This window comes from Schaedlerella arabinosiphila, from assembly GCF_003885045.1.
GTDB classification, from domain to species: Bacteria; Bacillota; Clostridia; order Lachnospirales; family Lachnospiraceae; genus Schaedlerella; species Schaedlerella arabinosiphila.
The window spans coordinates 5,580,408-5,603,685 of sequence record NZ_RHJS01000002.1 but is presented as its reverse complement, the minus strand read 5'-3'; the positions used below and the strand labels follow the sequence as shown (position 1 = coordinate 5,603,685).

22 protein-coding genes are annotated in these 23,278 nt (G+C 41.2%); 5 read left to right on the top strand and 17 right to left on the bottom strand.

Annotated features, from left to right (window positions below; genetic code table 11):
* Nucleotides 1-12: 12 nt before the first annotated feature.
* From EBB54_RS26345 to EBB54_RS26285, 14 genes are all read right to left on the bottom strand, one after another.
* A complete protein-coding gene (locus EBB54_RS26345) occupies nucleotides 13-1,194 on the bottom strand; it encodes a Gfo/Idh/MocA family protein (RefSeq protein WP_125129642.1) in 1,182 nt (393 codons plus the stop codon).
* A 15-nt stretch (nucleotides 1,195-1,209) separates the two neighbouring features.
* Nucleotides 1,210-2,388 (bottom strand): ATP-grasp domain-containing protein, encoded by a 1,179-nt coding sequence (locus EBB54_RS26340; protein WP_162307210.1) that lies wholly within the window; start codon nucleotides 2,386-2,388, stop codon nucleotides 1,210-1,212.
* A 34-nt stretch (nucleotides 2,389-2,422) separates the two neighbouring features.
* The gene (locus EBB54_RS26335) at nucleotides 2,423-3,709 is read right to left on the bottom strand and encodes a glycosyltransferase family 2 protein (protein ID WP_125129640.1); all 1,287 of its coding nucleotides are present in this window, start codon (nucleotides 3,707-3,709) and stop codon (nucleotides 2,423-2,425) included.
* Between the two features lie 89 nt (nucleotides 3,710-3,798).
* Nucleotides 3,799-4,884: an FkbM family methyltransferase gene (locus tag EBB54_RS26330; protein WP_162307209.1), complete on the bottom strand. Its 1,086-nt coding sequence runs from the start codon at nucleotides 4,882-4,884 to the stop codon at nucleotides 3,799-3,801.
* A 35-nt stretch (nucleotides 4,885-4,919) separates the two neighbouring features.
* Entirely contained in the window at nucleotides 4,920-5,753 is an 834-nt protein-coding gene (locus EBB54_RS26325) for an FkbM family methyltransferase (protein ID WP_125129638.1), read from the bottom strand.
* Between the two features lie 105 nt (nucleotides 5,754-5,858).
* On the bottom strand, nucleotides 5,859-6,002 hold the full coding sequence (locus tag EBB54_RS30290) for a hypothetical protein (RefSeq protein ID WP_154677815.1): 144 nt from the start codon (nucleotides 6,000-6,002) through the stop codon (nucleotides 5,859-5,861).
* Nucleotides 6,003-6,065: 63 nt separating this feature from the next.
* Nucleotides 6,066-7,151 (bottom strand): FkbM family methyltransferase, encoded by a 1,086-nt coding sequence (locus EBB54_RS26320; RefSeq protein ID WP_125129637.1) that lies wholly within the window; start codon nucleotides 7,149-7,151, stop codon nucleotides 6,066-6,068.
* A 69-nt stretch (nucleotides 7,152-7,220) separates the two neighbouring features.
* On the bottom strand, nucleotides 7,221-8,285 hold the full coding sequence (locus tag EBB54_RS26315) for a hypothetical protein (RefSeq protein WP_125129636.1): 1,065 nt from the start codon (nucleotides 8,283-8,285) through the stop codon (nucleotides 7,221-7,223).
* A gap of 53 nt (nucleotides 8,286-8,338) precedes the next feature.
* On the bottom strand, nucleotides 8,339-9,289 hold the full coding sequence (locus EBB54_RS26310; RefSeq protein ID WP_125129635.1) for a hypothetical protein: 951 nt from the start codon (nucleotides 9,287-9,289) through the stop codon (nucleotides 8,339-8,341).
* 30 nt (nucleotides 9,290-9,319) lie between these two features.
* Complete coding sequence (locus EBB54_RS26305; RefSeq protein WP_125129634.1) at nucleotides 9,320-10,531, bottom strand: ATP-grasp domain-containing protein; 1,212 nt, start codon at nucleotides 10,529-10,531, stop codon at nucleotides 9,320-9,322.
* Nucleotides 10,532-10,543: 12 nt separating this feature from the next.
* The gene (locus EBB54_RS26300) at nucleotides 10,544-11,641 is read right to left on the bottom strand and encodes a DegT/DnrJ/EryC1/StrS family aminotransferase (RefSeq protein WP_125129633.1); all 1,098 of its coding nucleotides are present in this window, start codon (nucleotides 11,639-11,641) and stop codon (nucleotides 10,544-10,546) included.
* Nucleotides 11,642-11,698: 57 nt separating this feature from the next.
* A complete protein-coding gene (locus EBB54_RS26295; RefSeq protein ID WP_125129632.1) occupies nucleotides 11,699-13,120 on the bottom strand; it encodes a hypothetical protein in 1,422 nt (473 codons plus the stop codon).
* A 313-nt stretch (nucleotides 13,121-13,433) separates the two neighbouring features.
* Nucleotides 13,434-14,672 (bottom strand): hypothetical protein, encoded by a 1,239-nt coding sequence (locus EBB54_RS26290; RefSeq protein WP_243127822.1) that lies wholly within the window; start codon nucleotides 14,670-14,672, stop codon nucleotides 13,434-13,436.
* Between the two features lie 204 nt (nucleotides 14,673-14,876).
* Nucleotides 14,877-16,001, bottom strand: a complete 1,125-nt coding sequence (locus tag EBB54_RS26285) for a tyrosine-type recombinase/integrase (RefSeq protein WP_162307208.1) — start codon at nucleotides 15,999-16,001, stop codon at nucleotides 14,877-14,879.
* A 396-nt stretch (nucleotides 16,002-16,397) separates the two neighbouring features.
* On the opposite strand from EBB54_RS26285, the gene EBB54_RS26280 reads away from it, so the two are divergent.
* Nucleotides 16,398-16,763 carry a hypothetical protein gene (locus EBB54_RS26280; RefSeq protein WP_125126563.1) on the top strand — a complete coding sequence of 122 codons (366 nt, stop codon included), beginning with the start codon at nucleotides 16,398-16,400 and terminating at the stop codon, nucleotides 16,761-16,763.
* 24 nt (nucleotides 16,764-16,787) lie between these two features.
* Nucleotides 16,788-18,551 carry an IS66 family transposase gene (locus EBB54_RS26275; RefSeq protein WP_125126564.1) on the top strand — a complete coding sequence of 588 codons (1,764 nt, stop codon included), beginning with the start codon at nucleotides 16,788-16,790 and terminating at the stop codon, nucleotides 18,549-18,551.
* A 654-nt stretch (nucleotides 18,552-19,205) separates the two neighbouring features.
* On the opposite strand, the gene garR is transcribed toward EBB54_RS26275, so the two are convergent.
* From garR to EBB54_RS26260, 3 genes are read right to left on the bottom strand one after another with little or no spacing between them, the layout of a single operon-like run.
* Complete coding sequence (gene garR, locus EBB54_RS26270; RefSeq protein WP_279229983.1) at nucleotides 19,206-20,114, bottom strand: 2-hydroxy-3-oxopropionate reductase; 909 nt, start codon at nucleotides 20,112-20,114, stop codon at nucleotides 19,206-19,208.
* A complete protein-coding gene (locus EBB54_RS26265) occupies nucleotides 20,114-21,022 on the bottom strand; it encodes a dihydrodipicolinate synthase family protein (RefSeq protein ID WP_243127821.1) in 909 nt (302 codons plus the stop codon). Before EBB54_RS26265 ends, garR begins: the two co-directional genes overlap by 1 nt.
* Nucleotides 21,023-21,033: 11 nt before the next feature.
* Nucleotides 21,034-21,738 carry an amidohydrolase family protein gene (locus EBB54_RS26260; RefSeq protein ID WP_125129629.1) on the bottom strand — a complete coding sequence of 235 codons (705 nt, stop codon included), beginning with the start codon at nucleotides 21,736-21,738 and terminating at the stop codon, nucleotides 21,034-21,036.
* 185 nt (nucleotides 21,739-21,923) lie between these two features.
* Between EBB54_RS26260 and EBB54_RS26255 the strand changes: the two genes are divergently transcribed.
* From EBB54_RS26255 to EBB54_RS26245, 3 genes are all read left to right on the top strand, one after another.
* Entirely contained in the window at nucleotides 21,924-22,106 is a 183-nt protein-coding gene (locus EBB54_RS26255; RefSeq protein WP_125129628.1) for a type II toxin-antitoxin system HicA family toxin, read from the top strand.
* Between the two features lie 44 nt (nucleotides 22,107-22,150).
* The gene (locus tag EBB54_RS26250; RefSeq protein WP_125129627.1) at nucleotides 22,151-22,564 is read left to right on the top strand and encodes a type II toxin-antitoxin system HicB family antitoxin; all 414 of its coding nucleotides are present in this window, start codon (nucleotides 22,151-22,153) and stop codon (nucleotides 22,562-22,564) included.
* 180 nt (nucleotides 22,565-22,744) lie between these two features.
* Entirely contained in the window at nucleotides 22,745-23,245 is a 501-nt protein-coding gene (locus tag EBB54_RS26245; protein WP_125129626.1) for a QueT transporter family protein, read from the top strand.
* Nucleotides 23,246-23,278: the final 33 nt, after the last annotated feature.

Below are 23,278 nucleotides of genomic sequence, written 5' to 3'. Positions count from 1 at the left end.
ATACGCATCCTTTCACAATTCTACCGGTGCTTTAAGTTCAGCAGACTTATAAGCGGCATATATGACCTTTACGGTATCATAAGCCAATTCAAATCCGGATTTTGGCACTCTGTGATAATATATCGACTCTATAAAATCTCTCATTTCGTCCGTATAGCCACGAATGATCTCATCCTCTAAAAACGGATAATTCCATCCATTCTTCTGAGGCAGCATCTCTGACAGATACACATCGTCAAGGTTGTCTTCATCCAGAAAATATGTTTCCATCAGATTTGACATTGTAAGCCTGCAGTTAATAGCTGCATCGTTGCAATATAGCTCAATATAATTTTTACTGCCGCCAAGCAGTGTATCAGTGGCCATGACTACTGCTTTTGATCTGTCTGAAAAGGTTAATATTATCGCGCCAAAATCTTCAACGTCATTCGGCCTTGCCGCAATATGACGATGCTCGTATTCCGACAGTTGTGCTGTAATTGTATCCATATCTGCATAAACGCTTGTAACCCTTATCTCTGTATTTCTCGCCTCAGCTTCAACGGATTTCAACCATAAGATCGCTGTAAGAGGATGTGCTCCCGTACGGATAAATGTTCCGCCTCCTGTTTTGCTCCATTCTCCGGCTACAGGTGAGCTGGAACCTTTCAGGCTTTCCTCACCTTTTGCAAATAATACCCGGCTCTTTTTCTTTCTTATTATTTCCGCTGCCTTTAAAACTGCGGGTGCATAAACAAAATTCTCGGCATACATAAAACTGCCTTCTGCGTGATTCACTATATCCCGAAGGTAATTAAGTTTTTCTATTACAGCATCATACATCTGTGTCTTTGATACCGTTTTTCCTATGGGGTCCACATCTCCTTTTACTCCAAAGTAACCACTAAGCGGTTTTTCACAGATCACATGCTTCCCTGCCCGCATTGCCCTCTCTATCATTTCCTCGTGGATATAGGGAGGCGTACATATATCAATCACGTCAATCTCAGGGTCTTCCAGCAAATCATCAAAGTTAAGGGATGCATTTATAAAACCATATCGTTCCTTCATTTCGTTCATCTGTTCAAAACGGCGTGCCGTAATGTGCTTATAACATACAGGCACACCGCCGAAGCGTTTCAAAGCATTCATATGTAACTCAGCAGCTCTTCCGGCACCTGCCACTCCGAGACATATTTCCCCTTTTGCATTCATGATTCCACACTCCTTTCAATCGACTACGCATCTTATTAAAGCATTCATTTTTTTTATATATTTTTCTTTTTCTTCATTATTGTTAAAATAAAACTGTACTAATCCAAACTTTTGGTACATGTAGTCATCGACGACGGTTCCAGATGTTTCGTACTCTGTGATATCAATGATCCTCTTCTTAAAATCATCTGATACGTCATAGCCCTGATAGATTCCGTTACGATTGCTCATGATCGCATGGTATCCGTATATTTTATCCGGCGTTTTTGAACTTGGAATCCCGCGGCAGTCCTCTCCGGCTTCCGCACGTATGATCCAGTCTCTCCAGTCAATACCGGACGCTCTCGATGCCGCCGTCGTACAGTTGTTTCCCGGCATCCTGCGCATCATCTCTATGATCCAGAATTCTCCTTGACGTTCTATGTACTGCATATGCAGCAAACCGTCAACAAGCCCCAGTTTCTGCGCCACTTTTTCCGTTTCCGGAATCAGAACTTTTATTGCCCTCTCCCAATTGTCAGCCGGTGAAACACCGGTATTGGTCAGATATCTGTTTGCATAGGAATAGTCATTCAACGTGGTATATGCCGCCACACGCTGATCAATGATAAATGTACTTAAGCTATGTAATGTACCTTCTATAAACGGCTCTACAACGATCCTGCCGTCTCTTGACATTTTAAATGCTTTCAGAACTGCTTTCTGATAAGCATCTGAGCCATAGACAGTGGAAACACCTTTTCCTCCCGCCTGGTCTGACGGCTTTACTATGAGCGGGATATCCTCTTTCATCTCCTCCGCCAGCGCTTCATCTACACCCGCATAATAATGTGCGACAGGTGATTTTATTCCAGCTTCTATGGCGAACTGTTTAAACTTATCTTTTCGGTGAATGATTTGTGCATTTTCATAGGTATCATGTCCTTTCAACCCCAGCATTTCACCCATATAGGAGGCAACAAGTGCGCAATTATCTGAACAGCCCTGACTAATCGCATCAATTTTTAATTTTTTTGCAAGTTTTACCATTCCTTCATAGTCCGAATAATCAAACGCTGCATATTCGTCCGATGTCTTATGTCCCGGAGCATTTGCATTGTTTCCGGTGGTTATCACATAATAGCCTTGCGCCTGTGCCGCCCGTATCAACGGTATTTCAAATATGCTGGCACTCAGCATTAACATTTTTTTCATAAATGCTCCTTTCGCAAACCGCATTCATTTTTAACTAAGATTGAAATACAGGTTCGTATACACTTTCATACACCCACACATAATTATGAAAATTGAATAAATTAAGTTTTTCTTTTATTTCAGAAACAAAGTCATCTTTTACAGCAATTACAATAAGACTGTCCGTCTCATGTGCATTCATAAATTCAGATAAAGGTATAACACTTAAACCTCTAAAAGAGTTTTCTCTCTGTTGACCATCTGAAACAATTACGCCATTTATTTTTATATCATCAGGAACTATTTCAATCAAAAATTTGGTCGCAAGTCTTCCCGCCCCATAGATGTATACGGATTTACCTTTTGCACACTCCCAATACATCCCCTCTGCATCCCAGAAATAAAACCGTTCTCTTTTCTGACTCAATATATAATCTTTCCATTCATCACAGCATGCATCCGCTAGCTGCTGCAGGAGTTCTCCGGCCTCATAATAAGTTTTTGAATTGGAAAGAATGTAGATAGATGCTCTCCGTATTCTTTCTTTGATACAATCATTGAAAAAATCATGTTTCACATAATGGGTATGCCTGTCGATTTCTCGGAATAAATCTATATAACCACCATAATACGCTGCCATTCTCTTAAAATCGTTTTTCAAAAATCTAACCGACCACGAATCCGCTGTCATTTTGTTGTAAACTGACATCACACGATTCAAAAAGTATACATTTCCTCTTCCTGCAAGATAGAATTCTAATGGTTCATCCCCGGTTGGAGCATTTCTAAAGAACTGAGGCATTTCCAAATATAAGTCTTTCCTAAATAGAAATGAACTGGTTGGAATTTCCCACTTCGTGAACATGGATTCATATGGAACATTGCCTTCATACCTGTATCCCATGGATCTGGCATCTCTTTCTCCTGTCCAATTAGGCGGATACTGCAAAAAGGCCTTGTGCCCGATAAGGGAGCATTCCGGGTGTTTTTCCATATAATCAACCTGAAGCTGCAATTTGTCCTCATCAATCCATGCGTCGTCACCTTCACAGAGCGCTATGTATTTCCCTTTTGAAACAGGCGCTAAAATATCATAATAGTAGTCAATTCCCTTGCCATATTTGTTCTCTTCCTCATAAACCACTTTTATAATATCAGGATGGTGCTGTTCATAATCTCTCAAAATCTCCGCGGTACTGTCCGTAGATGCATCTTCATGGATCAATATTTCATACGCAAAATCCGTCTTTTGCATCAGGAAGCCTTCCAATGTGTCCCTGATAAAATTTTCCTGATTATATGTCATGCAGAATACGGAAACCATAACCTCATGATCATTCATAATACTTCCTCATTTCATTGTCTTGAAATCTTCTTTTTTGAAACTCTCGCATCCTCGTTGATTTTCTAATCCAAATCAAATGCATTCTGTCAAAATACATATAATATAGTTTCATCGGCAATTGATGTATATTGCCTCAATGCGAATTTATAATCTCCAGAATATTCAAGTAATAATGCCGGGATTTCAATAATGTCCTGAGGCTTGTGATACACACTAAGCGCCATTCTCGGTCTGTATTTCTTTATTGTCTCTTTTGCTCCCAACAGCGCCCTGTACTCTGCACCTTCAATATCCATCTTAATAAAAGTAGCTTTTCTCCCCTTCAACACGTTATCAATAGAATCGAGGTCAACAACCTCATTGCCTTCATCCGAAAGTCTGGATGCTTGAGAAAAGTCACCGGCAAATCCCAATTTTGCTTTCTTATCCCATAAACCTTTGCCTATAAATTCCACATTATGTATTTTGTGATCTGTATAAAATCTTCTGCATTTTTCTATACAGTATGGATTTGCCTCAAATCCGTATATAGCCTCATATTTACCATTTGTCCACTTTACAAAGTCTCCTGAGGAAGTACCGTCGTAAATTCCGCCGTCTATAAATACTTCATTTTTCTCAGGGCTTAGATAATCAAAATACTGCCAGCCAATAGTTCCATATACAGCACTTGCACCAGAATATACTATACGGTTTTTTGGGAAGCCCTCCTCTAAAAGCTGCTCAAATATATCGTGTCGGTATCTGCTGCTGCCAACAATACAAATGCAATCTCTATAGTGGGATATAAGCTGATGCGGTGAAATCACTTTACATCCCGATATTCCTTCTCCCCAATTGGCTGCTTTATTATCGCAAAAAAATAACGGGACATCTTTATATCTGCTTGCCCTGAGGAGGCGGTACGCCTGTCTCCCCACAACACCGCATCCAAATATTACTATACCTGCAATATCCGTAATTGACTCGTATACCTCGTCCAGTTTTGGAATTTCCCACATCCGACCGTACTTTTCGCCAATATTAAAAATCTCATGTATCAGTTCATTCTCATTTCTATAAATCATATTTTTTAGTCGGATATAAAATAAATCCCTGGAAAGTTCATCTGCCAATCTATTTTCAATTTCTGATATTAATTTAGAAATTTTATGCATATCCTGTAATTTCATACTTTTTCCTTCCTTCATATATACTTATCTAATACTCAATAAGCGTATAAAACCGTCTCCCAGCTGCAAGTAGTATAATGTCTGATTGCCAGCTTATAATCCGGATTCATTGATAAGATAATATATGGAATCTCAATAATATCCTCTAGCTTATGGTATAAACATACTGCAAGTTTCGGCTTGTACTTCTTAATCATTTCCGAAGCACCTAAAAGGCTTTGATATTCCGCCCCTTCAATGTCCATTTTAATAAAAGTTACTCCCCCCCTGATAGCATCGTCAATAGGAATGGTTTCAATGATTGTATTACCATTATTTGTTATCATTGCCCCTTCGTTAAAATCATCTCCATTGAATGGCAGGGAGTCTTTATTGCTCCATGTCCCCTTCTGAAACAAATCCACTTTGTTCATGATTCCCATTTCGGCAAATCGGCGTTTACATTTCTTTGCTGAACTTGGATTTGCTTCAAATGCATATATTTTCTTCCATCCTTTAGCCCATTTGATAAAGTCAATAGACGTACTGCCATCATAACATCCTGCATCTACAAAAATTTCTTCTTCCGTGTCCGACTGAAAATAATCAAAGTATTGGTTGCCGCACACACCAATTATACTTCCTCCAAACGGATTAAGAATCCTTTCCTGAGGAAACCCCGCGAAAACAATTTGATCATATAATTCTTGTCTGTACATTGGTGTTGATAGAATTGCAATACTATCCTGATAATCTTTTATTAGCTTTGTCATATCAATGGCACAGCAGCCCTTTTCTTCAAGGCTTTTTCTCACCTTTGGATCATTATCAAAAAATATGATGTCACGGTCTTTATAAACCGAATTTTTTAATATGTTATAGGTACGCATACCATATTTTCCTGCACCACAAATCACAATACCGTTTATTTGCTTAAATGCACTAAAAAAACGGTCAACCGAAGCTATTCTCCAATTCGCAGAGAGAAATGGAATCTAGTCAAGAAATTCCTCTTCGCTTTTATACATAAAAGCTTTCATTCGTAAATCATATATTTTCTTGGACTCATTATCTTGTAATTTTTCACGAACACTACCGGTGTTTTTTAACATATCATATATAATTTTTGTATCAATCATGTTTTCACACCTCCATTACTTTACTTATTTTTAGCTACATTTTTAACTATCCTAAATAAAAATTCAAAAAACATATAGCACTGTTTCGTCAGCAAGTGAACTATATTGCCTTAAAGCAAATCTATAGCTGTCATTATATTCAAGTAATAATGTTGGAATCTCAATGATATCCTGCGGCTTATGATACACACTCAATGCCATTCTCGGATGATATTTCTTTATTGTCTTTTCCGCTCCCAGCAGAGCACGATATTCAGCCCCTTCGATATCCATCTTAATAAAAGTAACGCTTCGCCCGTCAAGTACATTATCTATCGTATCTGTATCAACCACAGTATTTCCTTCATTGGAAATCTTCGATGCACCAGAATGGTCACTTGCAAAGATCATTTTTGCTCTTTCATTCCACATGCATTTTTCTATAAATTCAACATCATGTATGTCATTATCGATATAATATTTTTTACAGCGTTCAATACAATATGGATTTGCTTCAAATCCATAAATAGCCTGGTAGTTTCCGCCGGTCCACTTTACAAAATCGCCTGACGATTCTCCCCCATACACGCCTCCATCAATAAAAATCTCATTATCCCCAGGTATGAAATAGTCGAAATACTGCCAACCGCTTGTCCCAAACAAAATTCCTATGTATGGGGATAATATATTTGGGTTTGGAAATCCTTCCTGCAGAAGTTGCTCAAGTATACCCTGCCTGTACTTGCTGCTTCCTATCACACAAATATAATCTCGATATCCTGTCCTGAGCTCTTCAGGAGATATCACTTTGTACCCAAGCACTTCCTTTCCCCACTTCTCCCTATTGTTGTCACAAAAAAGAATAGGTAAATTCCTATATTTGGATCCTTTAAAAAGGCGACAGACCTGTTTACCATTAATACCGCATCCGAAGATCACGATACCTGGTATATCTGAAAAAGAAGCACACATACGATCCATCTGGTATACTTCCCATTCCCAGTTATATTTCTCTGCAATGTCGAGAATATCATTTCTCAATTCATCAACATTTCTATTAATCATATTTTTAAGTCTGGCATGAAATAAATCTTTTGACAACTCATCCGCCAGCCTGCATTCAATTCCTTCTATCAGTTCTGAAATTTTTTCGATTTCGCTCATCTTCATGCTTTCTATCCCCCTTTGGTTCTGTTATAAGACCATCGGCTTCCCGATTACTGCTCCTTTGCTAATCTCTCATATAGTTTGGTCATGGTCTGAAGCCAAGTAATTTATCAGAACTTCAATATTATTATCCAGATTTTCAAATAAGTTTTCCTGAAAATAACAGTTTTGAATCGAAAACTCTGTACATTTTTCTCTTATTGTTCCGTCAGCCGAGATTATACAATTTCGTGAGTTATCCTTTTTATAATTTGTAATATCGATGTAAATTCTATCTTTTTCGATTTCACACATATTCCAGCAGACTTCATCATCTCCAACCTCAAATAAGTATTCAGCCTTTTTCGATTTCCGATTGATCCTAATTATGTTATTATAATATACAGGTGAAAAATAAACATATTCACCCATTATCCTGGAAGCCGAAAATCTCATATCCCATGGACACTCCCTATCTATTTTTTTCAGTTGTATAACATCAATTATTTTGTTTTCCATTTCATCCCATATCAACACCTCGTCTCCAATTCCTGACAGCCAAAAATATTCTCCATCAAAAGTTACAGTTAATATAGGGACATCTGTATTTTTTATTTTAATTTTATCCGTAGTCCTATTTTCAAAATCAAAAACACATATTGTACCATTTCCAAAATTAGGCCAATATACTTTGTGATTGATTTTGCATCCATTGTCAAAAGTGATGGCCGGTTCTACCTTTTTCCCCTTCCATGTTATACTTGTTACATTCATTGATTCCATGTCCAGCAGCATCCTCCTGCCGCCATCCAAATGCTCGCCGAACATATATATCTGGTCATTATAAGCAATGGCTTTTTTATATCTATATCCTCCAGTATTCTTTACATATGAAAATTTGAAACTTTGAGTGTCTAAAATTGTGATAAATTCAGCATCGACATAAGGAACAAAGACCAGCATATTTTTATATCGTGCGCAATCCGAGTACATGTATTGATGCCAGATATATGGCTTGTTCATTTCCTGGATCACGCAAAGAGACTCTGAACCTTTTTTAAGCATAAATGTGCCTGGAGAATTATAACCTTTAAAATATAAAGTTCCATCAACATTCGAAATTGCAACTATCTGCGGATACTTCTCTTTCCTGTTCATTTTCAATCCAATCCTGTTTTGATAAATAATATTTTTAGCTTAGCAACAAGTCTTCAACAAATTTCATTCTCTATGATTTCACACATCATTTCCATATTTTGCAGCGAATATCTTTGATCTATCGGTATTGGCAGAATATTTGACGCATATTCGTTTTCAACTGTTCCTTCTGCACACTCTTCCATAACATTCGGCCAGAGTGTCGGCAAATATACAAACTTTTCGGAAAGCCTTTTTTTGATTTTCATTCCGTCTGGAATGAGTAACGGATACGCAAATGGACCTTCTGATTTTAAGGGTGTCAGACCATTATATTTAGATAATCTGTCTGATACATATTTCCAGTTTTCATTACGTCTTATTTTGATAGCCTCATAGTCCAATGCCCTAAGGATATTCTCGGTGATAAGCGACATTCGCCTGACCGGTCTGCCTATAAGATATTCATCATTATATTTATATCCTTCATAAAATTTTGAAGCATTTTCTTCAAAGCGGCCCAGTAGAAATTGCATCCTGCTGTTAACAATATCTCGTTCATATTCATTGGTATTGTGAATGGATGTATACAGGAAGGCTCCATCCGCTACTCCAAAAAACTTCCTGCATATATATATCGTATGAACTCCCGTTATCGGAGCAGAAAAATAATCCTGTGCGTTATCCAATATAAGATTCCTGTATTTTTTTTTACTCTGTCTAAGATATTCTTCCGTAAGCTGTCCATAATAATTAACTAAATACAGAAATTCATCATCATATATTTCAAAATCAATTATTGGTTTAAAATCCCTGTCAATATGATAAAAGTCTGTTTCTACATTATATTTTTCTGCCGTATGCTTAACCGTTTCACACAGGAAATATGGCAGATATATCTTCTTGACCTCTTTCGCTTCGAATATATATCCAAGGCAGCTTCTTCCGCAGTTCAGAGCAATCCCATCCGAGTGAAGAATATCCCCTTCGAATCTTTCAAGTTCTATGTAACCACCGTATTCCATGGATCAAACCGCCTTTCCTTTTTATTCCTATCAGCTTTCAAGTTCGACAGAGAGCCATTCACCTGATTTAGACATCACATCATCTAACTCACAGCGGCTATCGAATTTCAGAAAAATATCACCAAGTGACATATCCGCGCCGGTAAATGGTTTTACTATATCTCCACCTTTAGCAGATATACCAAGTAATCTGACATATTTGTCTTGAATTTGTTTATCCAATTCAATGTTTTTAAATCTTCCATGCTGGCCGCTATGCGCATGTATGACCATCTCACACCAATGACCGTCAATATTTTTTTTCATAATCTCCTTCAATGGCAAATTCACTGCTTTTCGTACTTCATTTTCAATTAATGTTATGCCATATGCCATCTCCTGAAGTTCTGCTATCCTGCATCCTCCTCCCCTTGGTGAAACCTCCATAATATATGGCTTTCCATTCCTGCCGACACATGATTCTATGTTAAATATCCCCGTTCGTATATGCAGCAGGTCCATGAGCCTTTGAATCTCAGAGCTCAATATATCCTGATAATCTTTTTGCATTGTCGTCGGCCAGATAATCATAGACGGTGTATATGGATTCTCAGCGCCTGCGTCGAACAACTGATCAGAATAAGTATTAAACTTTATCTCTCCATCTATTACGAATGGATCCGTGCTTGAGTGAAACCCTTCAAAGGTTAGAAAATCTTCAATAATGAAAGCCCCGCCCAGAGATTTTGAAATCGCTAAATCTATTGCTGCGCTCAAATCCGCGGCAGATTCAGCCTTTGTCACGCCTTTACTCCCCGCAGAGTCAACCGGCTTTACGATCACAGGCCAATCGAAGAAATCAATGTCATCAAATGGCTTCTTTTTATCCGTATATCTTTTTGCATGAGGACAATTAAATCCATGATCATCAAGGAATTTTCTAAACTTTCCCTTATCCTGTAAAATAACCGCAGACTCATAAGAGCATTGGAAGGCAAGCCCCATACGTTCTGCCACATACGCAGCTGTGGTCACTCCCGGATCACACGCAAACGACATGATTCCGTCAATTTTCAATTCTATTGCTTTTTCCAGCACTTTTTCCTGATTTACCACACTGACATTGCAATATCCATCCGAATATTTATGAGCAATATTGTTCGGTAAATAGTCACAGGTAATTACATATATTCCTAAATCATGCGCTGCTTTAATCACTGGAAGCAAATATTGTGCTCCTCCCAGTAACATTAATTTTTTCACAAAATCCCTCCTTTAAAACAAGTCCACAATTTTATCAACATCTTCATCCGATAACTCCTCGTATAACGGCAAAGTAAGAACTTGCTCTGCTAATGATCTTGCACAGGGAATCTCGATGTATCTGTATTTATTCTTAAAACATGCTTGATCCGATGTCACAGGAAAGAAATATTTCCTTGCATGAATACCATGCTCTTTTAGTTTTTTGTATATTTCATCTCTGCTGCTTTTATATATATCAGTAATTAATATTGGGAAGTATGCATAATTTTTTGTCGCTTTGTCATTTCCCCTAAAAGTCATAATCCCTTCCATTTCACTGAATCGCCTGATATAATGTTCAGCAGCACGTTTTCTCTTCTGCATTGAATTATGGATATGTTTTAAATTGCATAACCCCATGACCGCACAAAATTCATTCATTTTCGCGTTTGCGCCAACCTCGGTAACCAGCTCTTCGCCACGTATCCCGAAGTTTTTCAGGTTATAGAGTTTTTCATATATCTTATGGTCACTAAAGGTGACGGCCCCACCTTCAACCGTGTTAAATACCTTCGTTGCATGAAAACTAAATACAGAAGCATCCCCATATGCTCCGATTCCTTTGCTCCCATACTCTACTCCAAATGCATGTGCCGCATCATATATAACTTTAATGTTATATTTTTCAGCTATTTTCTGTATTTCTTCTATGTTACATACATGGCCATACACGTGCACCGGAATGATCGCGGCTGTTTTCTCTGTAATTAAATTTTCTATTTTTGTTTCATCAATTGTTCCATCATACGGCTTAACATCGCAAAACACAGGTGTTAAACCATTTCTGACAATTGCATGGGTCGTTGAAATAAATGTGAACGGAGTTGTTATCACTTCAGCATCCCTTGGGAAGCCAAATGCCTGAATTGCAAGTTCCAAAGCCATATGTCCATTCACTGTTAACGATATGTCGGGAACTTTCAAGTATTTTTTTAATTGACTTTCCAATTGCTTATGATATGCTCCCATATTTGTCAGCCAATGCGTTTCCCACAAAGGCTTTATTGCTTCAATATATTCTACATAATCCGGCATTGACGACCTGGTAACAAATATCTCTTTATCCATATTTAAGTTCTTACGTCTCCCTTCACGTCTTCATCCAGCAATCCTTTTATCATATATTCACCGCAATATCTCCACGTCCTGTATCATCACAGGTTTTCCTGTTTTCTGATATAGATGAACAATACTGCTCCAATCCCCATAATAAGCATCACTCAGCGCCACGGCACGGTTCATATCTGCCGAATCGTCATAAATCCCCCATCCTTCTTTCTGATACTGCTCTACAATCTCCTGATATTCTTCCCGGATCTGCGGTCTCATGGATTCCACCGTAGCCTGGAGCAACGGATGAGGTCTCCAAAGAAGTGCAACTTTCTCCCTATCTTCCTTTAAAATCCGGAATGTACAGCGCATCTTTTCCAGCATTTTCTGTCCATGTTCCAGCAACGCCCCCACGCTTGTATTATAGAAAATAATTTTCTTCCAGCTCCCGTCTGGTTTTTGAATAATTTTTTTCCACTCCTTCGGAATCTCCAGATCCTCCCGTCGTGTGGCTAACACCTTAGCTATTTTGGGTGAGCCAAGTCCCAGTATTTTCTTCTCCCAGTATTTTCTCCTCATACCTCGATCTGCCAGAAATTCTGTTAATACATTAATATATACCTGCCGCATTTTTTCCGACTGAACAATCACACGATCTGCAGCGATCACGCCTGGAACCGTACAGAAGTGTTTCATTTTATCTACTGCCTTCTGATCCTCCGGTTCAATCTCTTCTAAAATGAAATATGGAATATACACCAATTGTTCTGTATACTTTTTCAGATTGGTAGAATAAAAAAAGGGGTGAACACTGGTCACAAAATTTGTATTATCGTAAGGATTATGTATAAATATGATATCCGGACGTCTGGTTTCAAAATCATAGTCCTCATATCTGGTCACTGGTACATATTTTGGATAAAGCCCGCCTTCATAATGCATTTCCCGAAAAGTACCATCTGGATTCCTGTCAAAATATGGAATCGGTATTACATAGGCATCGCAATCCGGATCCTCATCCGCCGCCTTCCAGACGCTTTCTAAACTGTCCCACATAGATGCTTTATAGGGAAGAAAAACCACCTCACGGCGCACCTTGATTTGGTGAATACTATTCGTGATAGACGCAAACAATTGACGGAGCTGTTTGCCTCCCTTTTCGGCCTGCCCCTTTGGAATTAAAGCAGACTGTCCATCACCTTCCTGAAAAGTTTCTGCCTGCGGCAAATTCTTCGATGCATATTCCCGACCGGACAGTTCCTCGTGAATTTGGTAAAGCAACTCACAATATTCTTCCAGTAACGGAATTACTGCTGTATCCTTTCCTTCTGTTTTTTCGATCAAATTCCCCAGAGAAATCGCGCCTTCCTGACAGTCCGCCAATAGGTTCAGTGCTGTCTGGATATTTTTCTTTTCAATTGATCTTATAATTTCTTCATGGGCCTGTCCCAGCAATTTCATGAAGTCATCTGCCTGCTTCTTTTGCGCTTTTCTCATGCTTTTTTCTTCCTTTTCTGCGCTCATTAATAAATAAGGCATATTTTGTCACCTTTTCAGGTGATGCCGACATGCTTTCCGCACGCGTTGAAACGCACATCCGGCCTGCCTGCTTCGCTCCCGGTACTTCTTCCACGCATTGCTGCCTGAAAGTTCCCACAGGTCCTGGCATACCTAATACCTGTCTCCCTAAAGAAACAGCTTCTAATGCCGTCCTTGTTTTTTATATCAAAACAAATCTTCCACAGTCCTACTCCTGCTTACAGTTTTGGTCAAATGCTCCATACGTCACATTCATCCATAGAAAATTTCATTATGAACCAAGTCTTCCTCTTTTCAATACATTAGCTGCCGTATTCTGCCTTTCCGGTTTCCTGGCTCCGCATGTCTCACAGCAGAAAACATTCTCATCCTTCGTTCCAACAGCACCGCATTCGCAGCATTCTGTACTGATTCCACCAGCAAACACCTCCACCAGCTTAATAGACCGCTCCCAACATTTCTGAACAAGTCTGCTTTTTATAAACCCTCTCTGCCACATGCCTACAGATGCATTCACCTTTTTATTTACTCCTGCTTTTGATACTGCAGGCAGCTTGGGGAAATACACAATCCTCGGTTTCTCAATATCTAGCATCCGATTAATCTGCGCATTTACATAATTATGCAATGCAGCTTCCAGCCTCATCCTTCCGGCATTATACTTTTTCATACCTGGATTGTACCTGGCATTTCTGCGATGACCGGAAAGCTTCTCTCTCACATAATCCGTAAGAGCAGACTGGTATCTCATATACTGTTCCCCATAAACAGTCCCCCGGTCTGTCACAAACATACAGTGCATTCCAAGTGCCAGGCCAATCTCACCCTCATATCCCACAGGATGCTTTTGTCTTACCTCTACAGGCACATTTATGGAAATATTTCCCTCCTCCGGAAAAAGCCGTATATATATCTGCCTGTTATAGCAGTTATTGTCCGTCAGCATAATAAAAAGCCGCTTTCGGCTTTCCTTCATAGAGAGATATATCCCATGATCTGCATAGCGGTATCCTTTCGGCGACACCGTGAAGCCCTCAGCAATTTTTGTATACGGCTTGACCAGATGTCTCCTCACCTGTCTACGCAGATACTGGTTCAACCGATGCATATCCACGCCTGTACAGGCAGAATGATAGGCCTCTGTCCATCCTCCCTGTAAAACAACCTTTCTGTTATTCAGAATTGCTTCAAAGCAGCGGCTCTGCTTCATCACAAAACGCAGATAATGTTTATCTTCCGGGGTAACTAATTCGTTGGCACGAATATTTTTTTCAATGTTTTTCTTTGTACGAGTCCACTGGCTCTTGATATCCCCCAATGCATCGAAAATTGCGAGATGGAAATATACTGACGGAAGTCCCAGACGTTCTCTCAGCCCGCTTTTCGTCATCTCATTCTGCACAGTATAACCTGGATAAATCTTTGTAAGTCCGCCGATTCCCCCGTAACGCTCATATACATAGTTGCGTACCTTTTGACAGTCTTCCGCAATTTCCTTAAGTTTTTCCATATCTCTGGTAGGAATCTGTTTTTTGTTAAACTGGAATATCGTTTTATATATCTTCTCCAGCGGCATCTTTTTCTTCCTTCAAAATGAATCTCCCGCCAATCGCTATATTCATACCTTGACAGAATAAATTTTCGTAGAAAGTTAAATTCTACGAAAATACCACGAAAAATTATATTTGACGTACGATTTGATTTTCAGAACCATTTATTTGACGGTAAATAGATCTGAAAAACGATTCATATTTTCTCTTTTTAACTCCATAGATGGATGAACATATCGGTTCATAGTGATGGCGACATTCGCATGACCCAGAATTTCACTTAGACTTTTTACATCGAATCCCAACTCGATACATCTGGTTGCGAAGGTATGGCGGGTAGTATGAAAATTTGCATCCTGGATACCGCAGGCCGCAATTATTTTTTTAAAACGGTTCTGCATAGTTCGAGGCTCTATAAACCGACTGTTTTCTCCTGTCAGTAAAAATGCTCCTGATATATAGAATTTTTCAAGTAACTCCATTAGGGCATCAGGCAGGGGAATATCACGTACAGAACTGCTACTCTTTGGCTCCAGCAGCTTAACTTCTGTTTTACATCCCTCCGGTTTGCTGGTACGAAGCCGCTGCAATGTTTTGCGGACAGACAGTTTTTTTTCAGAAATATCAATATCGTCCCATTTTATCGCACACAGTTCTCCTACACGTATTCCTGTAAAAAGACAAAGCAAAATACCTAATTCCGGAAGTTCCATATGTTTCTGTAAATAATTTAGAAGCCTCCCCTCTTCTTCCAGGCTGAATACCCGGATATTCTTATATTCCCTTTTCAGACTGATGCATTCTACAGAAAAGGCCACAGGATAACTTTTCCTCATTGCGTAAATTCTGATTCTGTTCATAACTGACATAATCTCAATTACTGTTGCGGATGCTAGTCCCTGCTTGTTTACGCCTCCGCTGACAAGTAAATTGTTCACAAAATTCATAAGGTGCTGATTTGTTATCTCAGACAGCTCATTTTCCCCAAATTCTGGAAATATGTAACATCGAAGAATATCTTCATATTTATTTGCAGACGATTCTTTCAAAGATACTGATATTTCAGAAAGCCAATTTCTCCCTATATCTTCCATTTTTTTTCCCGGAATAGAATACGACTTCTTGCCATCCAGTTCTTTTTTTGCTTCCTCCAGCTTTCCTTTTACCTCCTTATAACTCCTCGCATAGACGGAACCATATTTTGCTTTTCCTCCATTCTTTTCCTTGATATAACGACCTTCCCAACGCCCGTCCTTCCGTTTGTAAATATTTTCGCCTGTTCTTGGCATAATCCAATCCCTCCTGATTTGACATGATTTTTGACGGTAATTAATTTCCCTAAACATTTCTTTTGAGCAAAAAGCATTTTGGATGTCTACACAAACTAACATGCACTATCGCTATTAAGAGATGACAGAGATATTTTTTCCGATATTCCATTCTATTTTGCCATTTCGAATGCCATTTCGTTACTATTCACAGTCTGGTTAAAGTATAAAATCCAATTATAATAGAGAGCCTCAAACCTAGTGTTTATCTATGGTTTGGGGCCCTCTTTGGCTTATTAAACCAGCATCCCTGTTAGTTTATTGGTATTTTTTGAAAAACATACCAATAACATATTGATATTTTTATTGGTATGTGTTATAATATATAGTACCAATATGTAGAAAGGGGAAGATAAAATGTCAATCGTAAGATATGTGAATAAAAAAACAGGTCGGGTTGCCCTCTATGAATCAACTTCCCATTATGACCCGGAAACAAAACAATCCAGGCCGATCCGGAAATATCTTGGCACAGAAGATCCGGAGACAGGTGAACTGATCCCGTCGTCAGGAAAGCGCGGCAGAAAAAAGGAACCGGATGACAATTCCAGCCATAGCAAAAAGAAAAAACCAGAAACCGACTACCGGTTCCTTGCTGAAACATTAAAAAAGGAATGCGCGGAAAAAGATGCCAGGATCAAAGTTTTAGAACACCGCAACCAGTTGCTGCGTTCCAGTTTGGAACGTATAAAAGAAATCGCTTCCCATATACCGGAAGCGTAAACAGGATACCTATAGGAGGCAGCCATGGACCGTCTGTTTTCAGAATATACCACACTCCAATACCAGAATAAGGCCATGCGCCGGGAATTAGAAGCTTTCCGGAACGGGGAAAGATATAAAAAGCTGCAGGCAGACCACCACAAGGTGGTTGCCGGGTATATCAAGGAGATTGAACGGTTAAAAAAAGAATTGGCAAAGGCCCATGCCGCCACGGTTACCATCCGGAACATCTGGTTTGGGGAATGTGACTCAGACTGGGAAAAATACCAGGCCGAATTGAATAAGAAAGAACAGAAGATCCAAAAACTGATGGATAAAAACTGGGAGATCCTGAAAGCATCCGATGATAAGATTGCCGCCATCATCCAGGATTATGAGGGGCAGCTTGCGGAAAAGGATGCCGTGATCCATGGGCTGGCGGCAGAGCTCGCCCATGCGGCAGCCCTGCTCGGCAGGGATAGCACAAATACTTCCACCCCAACCGGCCAGACACCCCCGTGGAAAGACAGGCATATCCCGAACAGCCGCAGGAATACAGGGAAGCCGAAAGGCGGGCAGCGCGGACACGAGCGCCATACCCTGGAAAAGCCTGGGCCGGAAGAGGTGGACGAGGAAGTAAGCCATCCGGTGGGCGACGGGGAATTCTGTCCGGAATGCGGCTGCGGGGATTTTACCTTTACCGGTGAATGTGAGGAAAAATACGAGATTGATATCGAGGTCAAAGTCATAAAGCGGCTCCATAAATTTTGGGTGTACCAGTGCAGAAACTGCGGGCAGATTGTCCGTACTGGGATTGACCCGGCCTTACGGGCCGAGTGCCAGTATGGGGCGTTTCTCCAGGCGCTGTCCCTCTCGCTGATGAACACCACAAACGCGGCCATCAACAAGGTTCCCCTCCTGATCAGCGGCCTGACGGATGGGGAGGTATGTCCCAGTGAAGGGTATATCGCGAAACTCCAGCCAAGGGCGGCCAGGGGCTTAAAACAATTCAGGGAGGATCTTTTCCGGCTCCTGGTCACACGCCCCATCCTCTATTGGGATGACACTGTGGTGATGGCTGACAAGTCCAGGATATGCCTGCGCTTTTACGGGGATGAGACAGCCGCCTATTATGTTGCCCATAACAAAAAGGACATGGATGGCATACTGGCAGACGGGATATTGGAGGCGCTCACAGAAATGACAAGTGTCATGCATGACCACAATTCCATCAATTACAACAGCAGGTTTGTATTCATGAATCTGGAATGCAATGCACACCTGCAGAGGGACCTCCAAAAGAGTGCGGACGAAACAGGGCATAAGGTATTACTTGAGATCAAACAGCTGGTCTCCGGCACGATCAGGGACAGAAATGACCGGATCCTGTCGGGGGAGGAAAGCTTTGGGGAGGCGTATATAGAAAACTTTAACAAAAAGATGACGGAACTGCTGGGGAAAGCAGAGGGGGAGGCCGCAGCCAATACATCCGATTATTCCGGGCCATTTGAGCGTGCCCTTATTGCGAGGATTATAGATTACCGGGAAAATTTTTTTGCATGGGTGGAAGATTTTTCGTTGCCCACAACCAACAATTTGAGTGAGAGGGCGTTGCGTGGTGTGAAGACAAAAATGAAGGTGTCAGGCCAGTTCGCTTCAGCTAGGACAGCAGACAATTATGCGGCAATCCGAACTTATATAGAAACATGCAGAAGGAATGGGATCAATGAGATGAGCGCATTGACGAGGTTGTGTAACGGGAATCCTTATACTATAGAAGAAATATTCTCTCAAACATCCCAGCCATAAAAGCATTCAGCCTGTTTGAAACAAATGGCCGGCGAAATACCGGTCCATTTGTGTTGCAAAAAAGCCATTTGGACTGTGAATAGTAACGCCATTTCAAAACATTTCAAAATAAATCCCAAAAGTAATTGACAAAAAATCAGGGGTTTTATATAATAATTTTAGTGTTTTTCAATTAATTCATTTTCGTAGAATTTAACTTTCTACGAAATCCTGTCAAGGTACATCCCAATTATAAAATGAATTTTTTCGCGATTACAGAATAAAAGAAAACAGCGGCCTCCGGTATCATCGGTTGCCGCTGTTGTGAGTAATCTGTCTCAGGTACACCTGTATTCGGCAAGACAGATTCGGTAGATGTTTCGTAGATTCAACTTCTATATTGTATACCTATTCATTCTTCATTCCCCGTTTTTCATTCCTAAAAGAATCTATCGGGATGGATCACCTCTTTTTTCGCTATACTGAACTATTGAGTCCGCTTTTATAGATTGTGGAGATAGAGATACACGGTATTCTTACTCAGGTCCACAGTTCCTTCGTGATCAGCAAGACTGAATTCTTCTGACACCTTTGACTTTTAGATGATAATTTCCTCACAAAAAAGCTCACTGTCCTGGCTCCTCTACAGACCAGAACAATGAGTATTGCATGTTTCTATTTTATCTCCACACCCGCAAGTTTTTCGTAATATCTGGCAATGGAACAATGGTCGTCTCCCCCGAAGCCTGAAGCATGCAGGTTCTGCAGTATTTCCATGACTCCTGCTGTCAGTGGAAGGTATGCCCCCACTCCATGCCCTGTCGCCAACGCATTATTGAGATCTTTAATGTGCAGATCCACTTTAAACCCAGGATTAAAATTTCTTTCCATAATCATCGGTATCTTAGCGTTCATAACTGTCGAGCCTGCCAAACCGCCTTTGATCGCTTCAAACACTTTTTCCGGATCTACCCCGGCTTTTGTACTCAATGCAAATGCCTCGGAAACTGCCGCGATGTTCAGTGCAACAATGACCTGGTTCGCAAGCTTTGTCGTATTCCCTGCGCCAATTTCTCCACAGTATACCACACTGCCGCCCAACACCATCAAGGTATCATACACTTCGTCAAATACGGCCCTGTCTCCTCCTGCCATGATTGCCATCGTCCCGTCGATTGCCTTTGGCTCGCCTCCAGAAACAGGGGCGTCGATCATCCGCACCCCTTTTTCCAGACATGCTTTACAGATTTCCTGAGATACGATCGGAGCGATAGAACTCATATCAATCAATATGGTCCCTTCCGAGGCCCCCTGAAGCACGCCGTGTTCTCCGCATACCACTTCCTTGACATGTGGAGAATTAGGAAGCATCGTGATGATTGTCTGACATTTTCCTGCCACATCTTCAGGTGAAGACGCGCCGACCGCCCCCCAGCTCACAGCTTTGTCGATATTTTCTTGAATGATATCATATGTAATTACTTCATATCCTGCCTTTAAAAGATTCCTCACCATTGGCTTTCCCATAATCCCGAGTCCAATAAACCCTAGTTTCATCTTCTCTGATTCTCCTTTCTTTTCCATCAGATAACGCCTGCTTCTTCCATTGCCTTTTTCATTAATTCCAACGTATGCCCGGATGTCGGCAAATTAGGCCGATATGGAACGCCTACCTCTCTTCCGGCAAGATTGGCAAAATCTTTGGTCGCCACCGGAAAACTCGCCTTATCCATCAAAAGCCGAATCGGATTCAACGCATATTGCGCCTCTCTTGCACTTTCAGCATCACCTGAAACATAATGATCATATATCGACACAACCATTTCCGGAACAAAATTCGCCGTTGTCGCCACGCATCCTGCCGCGCCATGAGCCAATGCCCCATAGATCAAGGTATCCTTACCTCCGAATACCTTGAAATCCATCTTTCTTGTCCTTCTGATAAACTCTTCTGTCTGGGTCATGTCTCCGGAGGAATCTTTGATTCCGACAATGTTCTCTATTTCACCGGCCAGACGTTCTACCAGATCGGCGCTCATGGTATACCCTGTACGCCCCGGATTATTATATAAGAGCATCGGCATATCCGGAACTGTTTGCGCAATTTCCTTAAAATGCTGATATAATTCTGTTTCTGTTGGTTTCAGGAACATTGGCTGCAAGACAGAAATACCAAATGCCCCCGCTTTTTCCGCAGCTTTTGCGATTCTTGCGGCTATACGGGTATTAACGGCGCCAATCCCCATAAAAACCGGCACCCTGCCTTTTGATTGATCAAGCATGATCTCCAACGCCCTAAGCATCTCTTCCTCTTCCACCATGTAAAATTCTCCGTTGCTCCCGAACGCCAGGATTCCTAGTACACCGCCTTCAATGACAAAATCTACCTGCTCTCTTAGTTTCGCTTCGTCAATCTTCTCCTCTTCATCAATCGGAGTCAATATCGGAACAACGATGCCTCTCATTTTTTTTAAACAATTCCTGTCAAACATGATTCTTCTCCTTAAACATAATATATTTGCCTGAAAACAATTTCTCCATCCTTCATAGTCAGTAACGGGACGAATAATTTGTTTCCTTTACATTTTCCGCCATGCATATCATAAAAAACCTGATCTGTATCCTGGATGTCCATAATGCAGATATCCGCAGCCTTATTGCATTCCAATGTTCCCGCCTCGTCAAGAATCCCCAGATATTTTGCCGGATTGTACGTAACCAGCTTTAAGATCTCCAACGTATCCCACCCGGCGGCAGAACATACTGCCATCGCATGAAGAAGAGAGAAACCCGGACTCAAAAACTGGCTGAAACGAATCACGTCTGAACTAATCATATCCGGATAGAATCCATCTTCTGCCGCCCGCCTTAGCGTATCAAATGTCCAGTGCGGCCTTCCATTTGAACAGTCAAACAGCACTTCCCTGTCCCTGGCTTCCCTGACACACTGGCGGATCGAACCATCTTGGTCAAACACCGTCTCCCCTGTCGGCTGGAATACATGTACAAAAATATCTCCTGGCCTTAATGTCTTAAGGATAGCTTCAATCGTAACATGATTTGGCAAGTCGTGGACATGCACGGCCACTTTACAGAATAACCCCTCTGCTTCTATCCCCTCAGCAATCTCTACGGCTCTCTTCAGTGTCTCTATCCCCCAATCTCCAAGTGTTTCCCTGCACATCCTGACCTTTAGTCCCTTCAGCACACCTGGATATCTGCGAAATACTTTTTTGATCTCGCTTTCATGAAAATCCTCCGGATCATGGTTTTCCTGATGGATACACCCGCACAGCTACCAATCTTCTATCTATCCAATGCCTTTCATTTTATACGCATCCCTATTGACATACGCACAAAACAGGAGCATAATATATAATGTAAGGTTAAGACATGACAGCGCGTGAGGTACTAAAGATACTTCATAAAGATGGATGGTATGAAGTTGACCAGGAAGGCTCGCACATGCAGCTTAAGCCCCCCTCAAAACCCGGAAAGGTAACCGTTGCAATACATGGCAATAGGGACATACCACCGGGAACACTCAGCAAAATATGGAAGCAGGCTGGGCTTTAACAGCCCCATACCTGCAACGCTATTATAGAAAGGAGCAACAGACTATGTTAAGTATGACCTATCTCGCAGTATTGGAACCTGGGGAAGATGGTAGTTATGGCATTTCATTCCCTGACCTCCCTGGATGTTTCAGCTACGGTGAGAATCTCGCACATGCAGGACAAATGGCAGCAGAAGCCGCAAGCCTGCATGTTTACGGCCTGGAACAGGATGGGGACGAAATCCCGACACCCTCACTCTCACTCCCAAAAGGTGACATTGAAGGTATGGTTGTTATGCCAATCACAATTCATCCTGACCTTTATAGGGCAAAACGTGACAACGAACGTATTAAGACAAACATCACTCTCCCGGCATGGCTGAAAAGGATTGCAGAAGAACAAAAGGTAAACTATTCCCGGCTTTTGGAAACTGCCCTGATTGATTATCTGCAAATACCCATGTCTGGCAGACAATAAGCCCTTGCCCTGCTGCCTTTTTCCAATTTGGTACTTTTTTGGTACATCTATTGCATCTTCTCCCGGCTTGTGCTATAGTAGCAAAGGCTGAAATACTTGTAAATCAGGCATATTCAGACTATCAATACCGTGTGTTCGAGACCTTCCACACGTAAAACAAAACTAAAGGAGAAGAAAACTATGAAAGAAAACAAAACACTCAATGTGCAGTTCCTTGCACAGGCGGCTATGATCGCTGCCATCTACGTGGTGCTGACCCTTGTCTTTGCACCGTTTGCTTACGGAGAAGTCCAGGTGCGTCTCTCAGAAGCGCTGACCATCCTTCCGGTATTTACCCCGGCGGCGATTCCAGGGCTTTTCGTAGGATGCCTGCTCAGCAACATCCTGGGCGGATGCATTGTACCGGATATTATTTTCGGAAGCCTTGCTACGCTGATCGGCGCCGTATTTACTTACATGCTGCGCAGCCAGAACCGATTCCTGGCGCCGCTTCCGCCGATCCTGTCCAATGCCCTGATCGTGCCTTTTGTCCTGAGATTCGGATACCAGGTGCCGCTCCCGATTCCATTTATGATGCTGACCGTGGGGATCGGGGAAGTGATTTCCTGCGGCGTCCTTGGAATGATCCTGTATATGGCATTGTACAGATATAAGAATCTGATTTTCAAACCCATTTCCTGAATCCCCGGCTTCAGAGATCTGAACGCCTTTACA